This window comes from Streptomyces sp. NPDC127106, from assembly GCF_042677605.1.
In the GTDB taxonomy this organism is placed as follows: Bacteria; Actinomycetota; Actinomycetes; order Streptomycetales; family Streptomycetaceae; genus Streptomyces.
Genome location: NZ_JBHXTC010000026.1, coordinates 19,428 through 32,337 on the forward strand (window position 1 = coordinate 19,428; position 12,910 = coordinate 32,337).

General features: G+C 71.2%; 13 protein-coding genes. 1 reads left to right on the forward strand and 12 read right to left on the reverse strand.

All coding sequences use genetic code 11. The features are described from left to right. Positions 1–142 precede the first annotated feature (142 nt). The 6 genes from ACFVGY_RS21630 to ACFVGY_RS21655 all read right to left on the reverse strand — a co-directional run bounded on the left by ACFVGY_RS21630 (position 143) and on the right by ACFVGY_RS21655 (position 5,207). Positions 143–1,486, reverse strand: coding sequence for a DUF6789 family protein (locus ACFVGY_RS21630; RefSeq protein WP_385679745.1), 1,344 nt, complete (start codon positions 1,484–1,486; stop codon positions 143–145). Beyond that, on the reverse strand, positions 1,479–3,149 hold the full coding sequence (locus tag ACFVGY_RS21635; protein WP_385679747.1) for an NAD(P)/FAD-dependent oxidoreductase: 1,671 nt from the start codon (positions 3,147–3,149) through the stop codon (positions 1,479–1,481). Before ACFVGY_RS21635 ends, ACFVGY_RS21630 begins: the two co-directional genes overlap by 8 nt. A gap of 31 nt (positions 3,150–3,180) precedes the next feature. Next, positions 3,181–3,414 (reverse strand): anti-sigma factor family protein, encoded by a 234-nt coding sequence (locus tag ACFVGY_RS21640; RefSeq protein WP_385679749.1) that lies wholly within the window; start codon positions 3,412–3,414, stop codon positions 3,181–3,183. Next, positions 3,411–4,082: an RNA polymerase sigma factor gene (locus tag ACFVGY_RS21645; protein ID WP_385679750.1), complete on the reverse strand. Its 672-nt coding sequence runs from the start codon at positions 4,080–4,082 to the stop codon at positions 3,411–3,413. The genes ACFVGY_RS21640 and ACFVGY_RS21645 overlap by 4 nt, the downstream gene beginning before the upstream one ends. A gap of 124 nt (positions 4,083–4,206) precedes the next feature. Then, entirely contained in the window at positions 4,207–4,437 is a 231-nt protein-coding gene (locus ACFVGY_RS21650) for an anti-sigma factor family protein (RefSeq protein WP_385679752.1), read from the reverse strand. A 233-nt stretch (positions 4,438–4,670) separates the two neighbouring features. Beyond that, positions 4,671–5,207 (reverse strand): PIN domain-containing protein, encoded by a 537-nt coding sequence (locus tag ACFVGY_RS21655; protein WP_385679754.1) that lies wholly within the window; start codon positions 5,205–5,207, stop codon positions 4,671–4,673. A 754-nt stretch (positions 5,208–5,961) separates the two neighbouring features. Here ACFVGY_RS21655 and ACFVGY_RS21660 point away from each other — a divergent pair. Then, positions 5,962–6,162 carry a hypothetical protein gene (locus ACFVGY_RS21660; protein ID WP_385679756.1) on the forward strand — a complete coding sequence of 67 codons (201 nt, stop codon included), beginning with the start codon at positions 5,962–5,964 and terminating at the stop codon, positions 6,160–6,162. 525 nt (positions 6,163–6,687) lie between these two features. On the opposite strand, the gene ACFVGY_RS21665 is transcribed toward ACFVGY_RS21660, so the two are convergent. The 6 genes from ACFVGY_RS21665 to ACFVGY_RS21690 form a co-directional block, all read right to left on the reverse strand. Then, entirely contained in the window at positions 6,688–7,164 is a 477-nt protein-coding gene (locus ACFVGY_RS21665; RefSeq protein ID WP_385679758.1) for a cupin domain-containing protein, read from the reverse strand. A gap of 657 nt (positions 7,165–7,821) precedes the next feature. Further along, entirely contained in the window at positions 7,822–7,950 is a 129-nt protein-coding gene (locus tag ACFVGY_RS21670; protein ID WP_385679760.1) for a hypothetical protein, read from the reverse strand. Positions 7,951–8,239: 289 nt separating this feature from the next. After that, a complete protein-coding gene (gene metC, locus ACFVGY_RS21675) occupies positions 8,240–9,436 on the reverse strand; it encodes a cystathionine beta-lyase (RefSeq protein WP_385679762.1) in 1,197 nt (398 codons plus the stop codon). Further along, on the reverse strand, positions 9,433–10,785 hold the full coding sequence (locus ACFVGY_RS21680) for an MFS transporter (protein ID WP_385679764.1): 1,353 nt from the start codon (positions 10,783–10,785) through the stop codon (positions 9,433–9,435). Before ACFVGY_RS21680 ends, metC begins: the two co-directional genes overlap by 4 nt. After that, entirely contained in the window at positions 10,782–11,681 is a 900-nt protein-coding gene (locus ACFVGY_RS21685) for a sulfurtransferase (protein WP_385679766.1), read from the reverse strand. Before ACFVGY_RS21685 ends, ACFVGY_RS21680 begins: the two co-directional genes overlap by 4 nt. Beyond that, a complete protein-coding gene (locus tag ACFVGY_RS21690; RefSeq protein WP_385679767.1) occupies positions 11,678–12,904 on the reverse strand; it encodes an acetyl-CoA carboxylase biotin carboxylase subunit family protein in 1,227 nt (408 codons plus the stop codon). The genes ACFVGY_RS21685 and ACFVGY_RS21690 overlap by 4 nt, the downstream gene beginning before the upstream one ends. Between the last annotated feature and the right edge of the window lie 6 nt (positions 12,905–12,910).

The window sequence follows — 12,910 nt, forward strand, 5'->3', positions numbered from 1 at the left end:
CTTGCGCGTGGCGTCGTGAGCGTAGCTGCGCGCCTAGGCAAGCCCCCTATAATAGCGCTGTGGCGTCGCTCGATACCCCCCCACCCAGACCGCCCCTTTCCGGATCCTCGCGGACCAGCAGCTCCTACGACACCTACGACACCTACGACACCAGGATCGGGATGAGCAGCGCCACGCACGCCGTCAGGCTCCACAGCGCGGGGGCCGCGCTCAGCGTCTGCTCGTGACGCGCGGCCGCCCGTGCCGCCACCGCCTCGCTGCGGGACTGGTGCCACGGGCTGACCCGCTCCTCCAACCGCTGGTACACCAGGCCGAGTACGGCGCCGTAGGCGAGGTGGCCGACGAGCGAGGGGAAGGACTCGGCCAGCGCGGCCGCGCCCCACCGGGGTGACTCGCCGAGCAGTACGGGGAGCAGCGTCAGATTGCCCAGGATCCACCAGAGGAAGCCGTACGACACCCCCCAGCCGATTCCCGAGGCCGGGTCGAAGCTGCGTCGGCGGAAGAAGACCGCGTACGTGACGCCTACGACCTGCGAGATCAGCAGATGGATGGCGAGGCCCACGGCCTGGGACTTCGAGCCGACCAGGGTGGCGACCGTCGGCAGGAAGCCCACGGCGACCATGACCCCGGTGAAGATCGCGCCTCCGGCCAGGCCGGCGACGACGCCGTGCCAGACCGAGATCACCCGCCCACCGGCCAGGCGTCCTTCCAGTGCGTGGCGTACGTCGTCGGAGAACACCGCCCGCGACAGGCCGCCCAGCCAGCCGGTGAGCAGGGCCGTACCGGAGCCCAGCAGCAGGTAGCCGGGCAGGGACATCACCGCGGTACGCACCGCGTCCGGCGTCCACTCCAGGCCCCGGCCGGCCAGCAGGGGCGCGACCGTCACGGACGCGAGCACCCACCACACGAAGCCGAAAGATGCGCCGCGCACCAGGGCGGGGCCACTGCCCTCGCCCGGGTCGCCGAAACCCACCGCGTACGAGGCGCCGAGCACCACCCCGACGATCAGCCCGTTCCAGCCGAGCCCCAGCACCGGGGCGACGACCAGCCCGGCGACCGACCCGCGCACCAGGATTCCGGGCCCGATCCGGCGCTCCCCGCGTGCCATCAGGGCGAGGACGGCGGCCGTGACCGCTCCGTACGCCAGGTGGCCGAGCAGGCTGGGGATCAGCGCCTGGGCCGTCGCCACGTCCCAGGCCACCGGCCTGCCGAGGAGGAGCGGCAGCAGCGTCAGCGGCCCGAGGAACCACCACAGCACGCCGTACGCGAGCCCCCAGAACAGCAGCTCGCGCTGGCGTGCCACGAGGAGCCCGAAGACGCCCCCGACGATCGCGGCGATCAGCAGGTGGACGGCGAAGCCCACGACGGACGAGTCGGTTCTGACGATGGCCGCGACGGTGGGCAGGAATCCGATCTGCACCATCACCGCGCCGAAGACCAGTCCTCCCGCGAGGCCGGCCAGGGCTCCGGACCCAGCGTTACGCATGACGGTCCTCCTTCTTCGAAACGGTCGGGGCGGCAGAGGTGGTCGAGAGGGAGATGTCCCTGGGGAAGACGAGGTCGAGGGTCCAGTCGGCGAGGACCCGCAGCCGCTTCTCCACACCGGGCAGCTTGCTCAGATAGACCCCTCGCCACAGCACCCAGGCGAGGAACCCGGAGACCCGGCGCCCGCCGATCTCGCCGGCCGCCGTACGGTGCCCCAGCGAGACCAGCACACCGAGCCCGCCGAAGCGGAACGGGACGGGACGGCGACCACCGATGACCGCGGCGATGTTCCGCGCCACCGCCTTGCCCTCGCGGATCGCGTGCTGCGCGGTCGGGGGGTAGAAGCCGCCCGCGGGGTCGGGGATCCGCGCGCAGTCGCCCAGCGCCCACAGCCCTGGCGTGCCGGGAACCTGCAGGGTGGGTTCCACCGCGACCGGCCCCCCGGTCCCCTGCGCGACCTGCCGCACCAGCGGGTTCGGCCGGTTGCCCGCCGTCCAGGCCAGGGTCCGGGTCGGGATGGTCTCGCCGGTGTTCAGCGTGATGTCCTCGGCGGTGGCCCGGCTCACCCGCGCTCCGAGACGGAACTCGATGCCCCGCCCGCCGAGCTTGCGCTGCGCGTAGAGGCCGAGATCGGGCGACAGCTCCGGCAGCAGCCGCTCCCCCGCGTGCACGATCATGAACCTGGGCCGCAGCCCGTGCAGGCGCGGGTAGAGGTGGAGCACGTCATGGACGAGGTCGAAGAGCTCGGCCACCAGCTCCGTACCGGCGAATCCACCGCCCGCCACCACGAACGTCAGCAGCCGGGCCTGCTCGGCAGGGTCCGGCTCCAGATCGGCCCGCTCCAACGCGCCCAGGACCTGGCCGCGCAGCGCCGTCGCATCCTCCACGGACTTCATCGGGAAGGCGTGCTCGCCCACTCCCGGCAGGTCGAAGAAGTGCGGCACCCCGCCGACCGCGAGAACCAGGTGGTCGTACGGGACGCGGAGCATCCCCTCCTTGCCGGCGGAGACGTACGCGCTGCGCGCCTGCGTGTCGATGGAGGCCACCCGCCCGTGCAGGAAGGAGGCGTGGTCGAGCCCGACACGCACGGGGGCGCTGACATGCCTGGCCTCCACCGTGCTGGAGGCGACGCCGACGAGGAGCGGGGTGAAGAGCAGGAAGTTCGAGTCGCTGATCAGCGTCACATGGGCGTCGAGCCCACGGCCGATCCGCCGGTCCAGTTCGCGCGCGGCCCCGACCCCGCCGAAGCCACCACCGACGATCACGACATGGGGTTTGACCCGCTGGGGTGCCGGGCGCGGCGGGAGCCACATCGACAGGGCGTGGAACACGAGCCCGGTGATCGCGCCGAACAGGGCAGCCCCGACCAGCTCGGGGAGGCGCGCCGCGGCCACCGCGATCGACCAGGACGGCGTGTCCCCCTCAAGGACGGGGGCGAGGGTGAGGGTCCAGGTCACCCAGTCGAGCAGGCCGATGAACAGACCGACGGAGAAGGCCGAGCCGTTGCTCTGGCGGTGCTCGCCGAAGAGGAGGCCGAGCACGGCTCCCAGCACCACCGTGTGCCCGGCCCACTGGATCCACGGCGGGCCCGTCGCGAGCGCAACGGCAACGCCAGCGGGCAGTCCGGCGACGACGCCGAACAAGAGTCTTCTGAGCAGAGTCATGCACGTTCAGTGCGGGCGCGCCGCACGAGCGTTACACGTCCCGCTGCCAGTCCCGGAAGGCGGAGAGGAGGTGCTGCCTGGCGTCCGACGAGATGCCGTCCGGGGTCAGTTCGCCCGTGGTGGCGATCGTCTGCCGGAACTGGTCGAGGTAGTTCTCGCACCCGGAGCACTCCGCCAGGTGCTCGATGAAGCGCTGCTCGTCCCCCTCGGACAAAGCGCCGTCGAGGAACTCGGTCACCAGCTCCACGAAGTCGTTGCAGTTCACGCGCGCCCCCTCCCGCTCGCGACGTCATGGGCACCGGTCAAGTACGACTCCAGCTTACGGCGCAGCAGGGCCCTGCCCCGGTGGAGGAGGACACGCTGGTTCCCCGGCGAGATCTCCAGGAGCGAGCACACCTCGTCGGATCCGTACCCTGCGACGTCGCGCAGGGTGATCACGGTGCGGAGGCGCGGCGGGAGCTCGTCGATCGCCGCCGCGATCACCTCGCGGACCTCGCCCCGCAGCACGTGGTCCTCGGGGATGTGCCAGGGACGGGGTTCCTGCCCGGCGACCCAGTGCCCGGCGTACTGCTCCCCTGGGGCGCGGAAGCGCTCGGCGTCGACCGTCGGCCCTTCCTCCTCCGGGAGCAGGCTGGCGAAGGGGACGGTCCTGCTCTCCTTCGTCCCGCGCGCCTTGGCGGTGTTGACGAGGATCCGGTACACCCAGGTCTTCAAGGACGCGCGGCCCTCGAAGCCGTTGATGCCCCTGATGACCGCCAGCCAGGTGTCCTGGACGGCCTCCTCGGCGGAGTCCTTGGTCGACACGAACGACATGGCGAGCCGGAGCATGCCGCCCGACCAGGAGTCCAGGACCAAGGCGAACGTCTCCTCGTCACCGGCGCGGAGGCGCTGCACCAGGACCTCGTCCGGGGGCAGTTCGCGTAGGCCCGCCATTCTTCTCTCCTTGCCGGACGTCAACTGGAAGCGTCAGCCTAGGGCAGCAGGACAAGTGCGGGCATCCGCGGGGTGCGTTCGTTCATCTCTCAGTAAGAACCGTCACGACCGGCGGCCACTGAAGTCAGTCCCGCGGCAAGCTGCGGAACGCCCCGAGGAGCTGATCACGTGTCGAAGAGGGCAGATTCGGGCCGGACTGCGCGCCCACGGCCGCCACGGTCTGCCGGAACTGGTCGAGGTACGTCTCGCAGCCCTCACACCGCGCCAGGTGCACGAGACAACGCAGCTCGGCCGGCTCGCCCATGGCGCCGTCGAGGAACTCGGTCACCAGCTCCACAAACTCGGCACAGTTCATGACACCTGCCTGTTCTCGTGCGGCGAACGGACGGTCGACCCCTCACCCGCTCATCCCGGTGAGGAGTCAACACCTATCACGCTCCTGTCGCGGCGCCGAACCACCGGGGCCGGGCGTCCGCGCGTCGGGCAGCTCCGCTTGGGCGACCCCGGGAGATGTCGCACGGGTTCGGCGTGCCCCATCCGTGCCCTTCGGAGCGGTGAACAGCGGTCGACAGGGGCACCGGCGGACCCTCACACGAGGGTCGACAGGCGGACGTATCCGCAGGTCAGAGGCCACACCGCCCCCACTGGCGGGTTGCGCTTCTCCCGGGCAAGCCTGACCACCGTCTCCACCACCTCATGCGGCAACTCGTCATACAGCCCGCACAGGTACGAATCCGGGTCGGCCACCCGCACTCCGCGCTCAGCCAAGTCGCCGGCAGGGAAGTCGGCGAGATTCCACGTGATCAGCGCTTCCGCCCCTGCAGCCACCGCTGCCGCCGCGTGGTGCCGATCATCAGGGTCATCGCCCGACATTTCGTCGACCAGGTGCCCATAGGCCGCCGCCGGGATCTCACAGTCAGCGAAGAAGCGTCGAACGGCCTGGGCAACCGCGGCAGCCGACTCCGCCGAACGCCTTCCCTCCCGGACGATGACCCGCTCCCACTCCGCGAGCAGCCGCTCGGACCACACGATGTCGTGGACTGAGTCCTCGGTGAGGGCCAACATCACATCCATCACCGAAAACGGAAACAAGACCTTCGTGTCCACAAAGACCCGCGCCGCCACGCTCCCCCTCTTCTCCTACTTCACTGCTGCCGGTGACGCCCACATCAATCGGGGAGGTCGGTGTCGGCCAAGACTTCGGCGATCCGGCGCCGCCCCTCCCTGCGATGCTCACGCCGTTGCTGGAATGCCAGCACGTCCGCAAGGCGGACCACGCGGTGGCTGCTGTCTCCGATGGCACCATCCGGAGGCCGGGCCGCAACGTGCCACAACGTGCCAGTAGGGGCGGTAGACGACTGGACCCCGTTCGGCATCCGAAGCTGGATCCGCTCACCGAGCGAAGGCCATCAGCCGGATTCGAGTCGGCCCGAGCACCCCAAGCGTCGCCATGTGAAATGCATCACCCATCTGGAGATCGCGCATGCTACGACCGCCACGTCCGAGCGGTCGATCGAATAGCCCGCCAAAGAGAGTGGGGGGCGGCCGAGGCCTCGACTCCCCCGGTCGCAAGGGGATGGACGGCGCGAACGCGGGTGGACATCAGAGCAGGTGATGGCGTTTCAGCCACCTTCTCGGCACATAAAAGTTTACAACAGCGCGTTGTAAAGTTTGGACCTGACCACTCACTATGGTGTACTAATTTGCAATTTCACCCCAGCATGCCGCGTCTGCAAATCGAGGTGCTGCTCCCGGTTTCCTGCGGGCTTGATCTCACTCGGCAGCAGTTCATGATGGTGTCTCAACTCCTGCACCCCGCGGCCGAGTCAGCCTAGGAACTACGCGGCCGACGGGGGCAGGCCGGAACCCTGGAGATTCCATGTCGATTCTGACGCCGTGCACTCAGGAGTCAAATCCCAGTCGGGTCAACGGATTGGTCACGGTGATCCTCATCGTGCTGGTCCTGTGGCCGGCCGCCGCCGATGCTGTCGGCGCCTACACGAACGCCTTGGCGCTGGCCGTGGTCTTGGCCGGCTGTGGTACAGCAGCGGCGTACCGCGACCACAGCAACCGTGCTTGACCGGCAACGGTTCGGCGAGGCCCTGCAGCGGCCGGTGTGACCGTCTCTGACCGATCCGGCGAGAGCTACGGATCAGAAGGAGTGAGAGGTTTCCTCTGACACCCGTTCTTCCTGGTCGGCCCCCCTGACGGCGCCAAGTTGGTGATTCCCGAGCTATAGCGCGGGTTCGATTCCCGTCATCTGCTCCACGGCAAAGCCCCAGGTCAGCGACCTGGGGCCTTTGTTTTTGTCTAGACCTCTCAGGGCCGCGTGCCATTTGTGTGCCATAAGCGCCGTACCGGGGCGTCGGATTGGGTGCCGAACAGTCACTCGCGGTCGATCCTGTGGACGGGGGCGGTCGCGCGGGTGCCCGACCCCGGTCCGCCGGCGCGAGCTGGCTGCGGACTGTGGCGTCAGTGCCACCGGCGAGCTTGCGCTGGTGCTCCGTGGTGGAGTGCTGGCAGATCAGCTGCGCACGCTCGGACGACTGCCGGGAGGGGAGAGCGTGATTCTCTCGGCTCGCCTGTCGCGGTAAGCCCTCGCCGGTCAGGCGTGCTCGTCCGATGGCTGCTGGGCCGGCTGGACCGACCAGCTCGGCGGCTCGTCGTTGCCCGACTCCTCGTCGCGCTCCGCGTCGGCGGCTGTCGCATGGATCTTGCTCGGCGCGTGGTGGACCGGCGCGTATACGGCGTACAGCTGCAGGGTCTCGTCCCCGATGTTGGTGACGTTGTGCCAGGTGCCGGCGGGCACGAAGATCGCCCAGCCGTCCTCGACCTCCCGGTCGAAGTCGAGGCGATCCTTCGTTCGGCCCATCTGGACGCGGCCCCGGCCTGCGTCGAGTCGTAGGAATTGGTCGGTCTCCGGGTGCGCCTCCAAGCCGATGTCCTCACCCACCGGGATCGACATGAGGGTCAACTGAAGGTACTTCCCAGACCAGGCGACCGCGCGATAGTCCGTGTTCTCGAGCGTCGCCTTCTCGAGGTCGAAGCTTTGGGGGTCCGGCCCGATGTCCTTGATGGTCATACTTCTCTCCCGGTCAACGAAGGCGGTACGCGGTTCACGGCCGCGGCCCGCTGCCACATTCCGCCGTGCGTCCCGTCGTCTGGTCGACCGGGTTCGTACGGTCGATGACGGTCGTGCCGGCCAGGCGCCGCCGCGCCACCTCCGTGATCGAGCGCCCGGCGGTGCACTCCCGCACGATCCGCGACCGCTCAGCCTGAGCCTGGGCCGTTGTTACGACGACGCACGCAGCCTTCCGGCGGACCACGGCGGAAGCTTCGGACCAGCACGACTCATGCCGACCTAACGCCAGACCTCGGACTCAGGTCACTCGTAGGGCTTGGTCCCATTCCGCAGCAGGCGACGCGCTCGGGGCGGGCCGCGCCGAGCGTGCCGACCGCACGTCGCCGACTGTACGGACGGTCGCCGCGACACGGCAGGGCAGCGTCCCCGGACAGGGATGTCCGCCCGATCTGCTCCAGCTGCTCGCGCGTCATACGGATCAGCCTCGGTTCGGCCGCGGAGGCCGCCACGGCCGGGCGCGCGGCCAGTTCGCGTACCGGAGCCTCCGAGGTGGAGGGCACGTACCAAGCCCGGCCCCAGGACCGCTCGCTGCCTGCCGCGGCGACGAGGGCGCGCGCCGCGTCGCCGGTGCAGGTCCAGCTGTGCGGGGCGTCGAGGTCACCCGGGTAGGAGGCGGGCAGCACCTGGGCCGACCTCCGTGACCAAGAGCCGGCCGGCGTCGTGGGCGGCGAGAGCCTCCTCCCACAGCCGGGCCCGGACCGCGGCCTTGATGCTGGTCGGCGCCACGGGGGAGTCCTCGAGGCGACCGACCTGCCGATGGACCGGGGTGCCCACCTCAGCGGTCTCGCCACCGGCGACTCCCTGCGCCAACACCTGTCCCGGCACACCGGGCTGACACCCCGCGCGTACCGCGTCGCATTCATCCGGCGCCTGGCCCTCGGCAGCTCCGCCGAGCGGGCCACGGAGGGTGATTCCCGCCCTCGGCTCCGCGACGAAGCCCCAGGTCAGGGACCTGGGGCTTCGTCGTTGTACAGACCGGTTCAGGTGCCGCGCAACCACTGCGGCGCGGCCTTGCCTATCCCCGGCCCAGCAGGGCCTCGAAGCCTGCCGTCAGGTCCTCCTTCAGGTCGTCCAGGCCCTCGAAGCCGACGTGCACCCGGACCAGCGGCCCGCGTCCCGACCAGGTGCCCGGGAGGCGGTGGGAGACCGGGTCGGCGGGCACGATCAGGCTTTCGTAGCCGCCGTAGCTGTGGCCGAGGCCGAAGACCCGCAGCCGGTTGAGCATCGCGTCGACGGCCGACCTGCCGAAGCCCGGCTCCAGTTCCACCCCGAACAGTCCCGCCGCGCCGGTGAAGTCGCGGCGCCACAGGTCGTGGCCGGGGTCCTCGGGCAGACCCGGGTGCAGGACGGCTGCCACACCGTCCTGCTCGGCGACCCAGCGGGCCAGCTCCAGTCCCTGGTCCTGGTGCCGGCCCAGCCGGGGACCCAGGGTGCGCAACCCGCGCAGGCCCAGGTAGACGTCGTCGGCGCTCGCGCACTGGCCGAGCCGGATGGCCGCGCCGCGGATGACCGGGTAGCTCTCCTGGGTGCAGACGATCGCGCCGAGGATGCTGTCCGCGTGCCCCGTCAGGTACTTGGTCGCGGAGTGCACCACCGCGTCCACGCCCGCGCCCAGCGCCAGCGGTCGACAGAACGCGGGCGTGGCCCAGGTGTTGTCCGCGATGGTGGCCACCCCCCGGGCCCGGCAGACGGCGGTGACCGCCGGGATGTCCTGCACCTCGAAGGTGGTCGAGCCCGGGGACTCCAGGTAGAGCAGCCGGGTCCGGGGGCGGATCAGCTCCTCGATCGCGGCGCCGCCCGCGCACGGGTCGTAGTACTCGGTCTCCACTCCCAGCGCAGCGAGCGAGTCGCAGAACTTCCGGGTCGGCAGATAGACGGAGTCGCTGACGAGGATGTGGTCGCCGGCCCGGACGTACGCGAGGATCGCCGTAGTGATCGCCGCGAGGCCGGAGCAGGTCGCCACCGCCGCATGGCCGCCCTCCAGTTCGGTCAGGGCCTCCTCGAAGGCGCGCCCGGTGGGGGTGCCGAAGCGGCCGTAGACCGCGGTGCCGCGCTTGAGCGGGTCTGCCTGGGAGGCGTCCATCTCCACCGTGTCCTGGTAGAGGACGGTGGAGGCGCGGTGCACGGGCGGGTTGACGTAGCCGCCCTGCCGACGCGGGTCGGAGCCGGCGTGCACGAACTGCGTCTCCCGCGAGAGGGGGGATTCGTTCACCGGGCCACCGCCTGTGCGGAACCCGCCTGGTCGGACCCCGCCTGTGTGGAACTCACCTGTGCGGAACCCGCCGGTTCGGGCGGAGGCAGTTCGTGTACGGCGGGGCGTCGGCCGCCGCCCAGCAGCATGGCCAGGAGCGCCGCCCCCGCGCATTGTGCCGCCACCACCAGCCAGAACGTGCCCAGGTCGCCGGCGGCTTTGTAGTGGGCGAAGACGAATCCGCCGACGATGCCGGCGAGGAGTCCGCCGACACCGGCGGTCAGCCGCTGAACGCCGAAGGCGAAGGCGGGATTGCCCGGCACGCGGTCGACGAGTTCCAGGTCGCAGCGCAGGAAGAGGAATATCTCGCCCAGGGTGAAGAGGGCGGTGCCGGCCAGCAGGGCCGGGATGCTGCCGAGGGCCATGGCCGCCATGCCGAGGGCCATCAGGGCGAACGAGCCGGCCACCAGCAGGCGGTAGTCGGCGCGCGCGATGCGGTCGGCCCATGCCGGTTGGAGCAGTACCACCATGGCGCAGTTGAGCAGCATCACCCAGCCGAGGACCTGGATGTTGGACACTCCGGCCGCGTACAGGCCCATGAAGCTCTGGAAGAAGAAGTAGAGGTAGAAGGCGAGGGCGGTGAAGAGGACCGGGCGGAGCGCGGCGCGCAGCGCCGCCCGCTTCCCGGTGGCCCCCACGGTTCCGGTCGCCGCCGGGGCCGGGCCCGCGGCCGCGGCCGGAGCCGGAGCCGGGGCCGGTCGGCGCTCGACGGGCTTCAGGGCGGCTTGGTGGGCCGCGGTGATCAGTGCGAAGAGCCCGGCGAGACCGATGAGCAGCAGCACCGGGTCGGCGTCGATCAGCAGCGCGGCGAGCAGCGGACCGAGCCCCATGCCCGCGTTGAGGGCGGCGCTGCTCACCCCGAGGAACAGCGGGCGCAGTGCGTCGGAGACGCTGGTGACGATGTACGCCTTGTTCGCCGGGAGGTACAGCGCCGGGCCGCCCGCAACGAGGACGACGGCCGGGTACGCGACCCAGGGCACCTCGACGGCCAGGCCGAGCAGGACCAGGCCGGCCGTGCGCAGGGTGAGCCCGAGCACCATGGTCCGTTTGAGCCCGAGCCGGTCGACGACGGGGCCGCCGAGGATGCTGCCGCCGAACTGGATGAAGGTGGCCACCGCCACCAGGACTCCGGCCACCCGGATGTCCAGGCCGACGGCCTCGACCATGAGCACCCCGATGAACGGGGTGACCATGTAGCTGCCGAGGGCGACGACGAAGGACAGGCCGATCAAGGCCTTGAGGCCGGCCGGCAGACCGGTGAAGGTCCGCCATTTCGCGGTGAGCCCGCCGCCGCGGCGTCCTCCGGTCACGGTGAACCGCTCTCTGCGGCCGCCTCGCCGGTGGCCGCCTCGCCGGTGGCCACCGGCCGGTCGGAGGGCAGGCCCCACTCACTCCACGAGCCGTCGTACACGGCGAGGTCGCGGTAGCCGGCCAGGGTGGCCCCGAGCGCGAGGACGCAGGCGGTGACCCCGGAGCCGCAGCTGAAGTACAGCTGCTCGCGGTCCCCCGCCGCGGCCTCGAACGCCGTGCGCAGCTCGTCCGCCGGCCGCATCACCCCACCGTCCGCCTGGAGCTCCCCGAAGGGCAGGCTGGCGGAGCCCGGCATGTGGCCGCCGCGCAGGCCCGGGCGCGGCTCGGGCGCGGTCCCGGCGTACCGCTCGCGGGTGCGTGCGTCGAGGACGGCGGCGGCCGGGTCGGCGAGGGCGGCGGTGACGGCCTCGGTGTCCACGATCAGGCCGGGCCGGGGCCGGGCGGTGAAGGTGCCGCGCGGGCCGTCGTACGCGGCGGGGACGGGCTCGACCGGGTGGCCGGCCGCGGTCCAGGCGGGCAAGCCTCCGTCGAGGACGGCGACCCGGTCGAAGCCCATGGCGCGCAGCATCCACCAGGCGCGGGCGCTGGAGTAGATGCCCTGCGCGTCGTAGACGACGACGGTGTCGGTGTCGTGCACGCCGAGCGCGCGCACGGCCTCGGTGAACTGCTGGGCGCCGGGCATGGTGTGCGGGACGGCGGAGGTGTGGTCGGACAGTTCCCCGTCGAGGTCGAAGGGCCGGGCTCCGGGGATGCGGCGGGCCGCGCCGCGGTGGGCGCCGACGGAGGCGTCGAAGAGGACCACGCCCGTCCCGCGTCGCGCGGCCAGCCAGTCGGTGCCGACGAGCGGGCCGGGCAGTCCGGAGGCAGCGGTGGTGGGGGACGGCGTCGCGTTCATGTGGTACCTCCGGAGGAATCGGCGGGCCGCCAGCGGGTGTTGTCGGAGAACCAGCCCGCCACGCGTTCGAGATTGGCTGCCACATCCTCCTCGGTGTCCCCGTCGACCACGTAGCCGGCCAGGAACAGACCGGACTTGACCCCGCCGTGGAACTCCTGGCCCGCCGCCCCGGTCAGCATCACCTCGCGGACGCACTCGGGCTGCTCCGCACCGGTCCCGGCGGCCGGCAGCTGCTCCAGCACGCCGTTCTGCGGCGGGATGCACAGCGCCCCGGCGGGCCGGTACGCGGGGGTGCCGAGCGTCGAGGGCAGGCCGCACTCCGCGTACAGCCACTCCTTGTCCAGGTCGATTCCGAACGCGTGCCGGACCATCGCGCTGATCATGCCGCCGCCGGTGCGGCTGGCGATCTCGCAGAAGACCAGCCGGTCGTCGGGCGTGATCCAGAACTCGGCGTGGAAGGCGGTCTGCGGCGGCGTCGGCAGCTCCGCGAGGACCGCCCGCGCCGCCTTGACCAGCCGGTCGTACGACGGGTCCTGCGGGGTGAGCGGGAGGTTGGCCACCCAGTCGTTGTCCCGGAAGGACAGGCAGTCGTTGAGGTAGCGGAAGGGGTGGACGAAGACCACCTCGCCGCCCGCCACCAACCCGTCCACGTGGTACATCTGACCGGGCACGAACGCCTCGATCTCGCTGGTGCCCCGCCACGGGCTGGCCAGGTACGCGTCCAGCTCCGCCTCGTCGCGGATGATCGCCGCGCCCAGCGAGCCCGACTCGGACACCGGCTTGATCACGACCGGGTAGCCGTGCTCGGCGACGAATTCGAGGGCGGTGTACGCCGAGTCGAGCAGCCGGTAGGCGGGGACGTCGACGGGGCCGCCCGCGAGGTGGTCCTTCATGACCACCTTGTCGCGGAAGGCGAGCGCGCTCGCGGTGTGCTGGCCGGGCAGGCCGAGCAGCTCCCGCAGTTGGGCGGCCCGTACGACGTCGGCCTCGGCGCGGGCGAAGACCGCCTCGACCGCGAATTCGCGGGCCAGGCGCAGTGCGGTCTTCTCGACCAGCTGGTTGGTGTCGTACGCGTCGAAGGCGTGCACGTGCGGGAGGTGGGAATACCCCGGCGCGTACTCCGTCGCGGTCACGATGACCGGGACGATCCCCGAGCCGGCCAGCCACTGGTCGTACGGGGTCTTGGCATGGGGTGTCTTGGCGAGGACCAGGACGTGGCGCATCGCGGC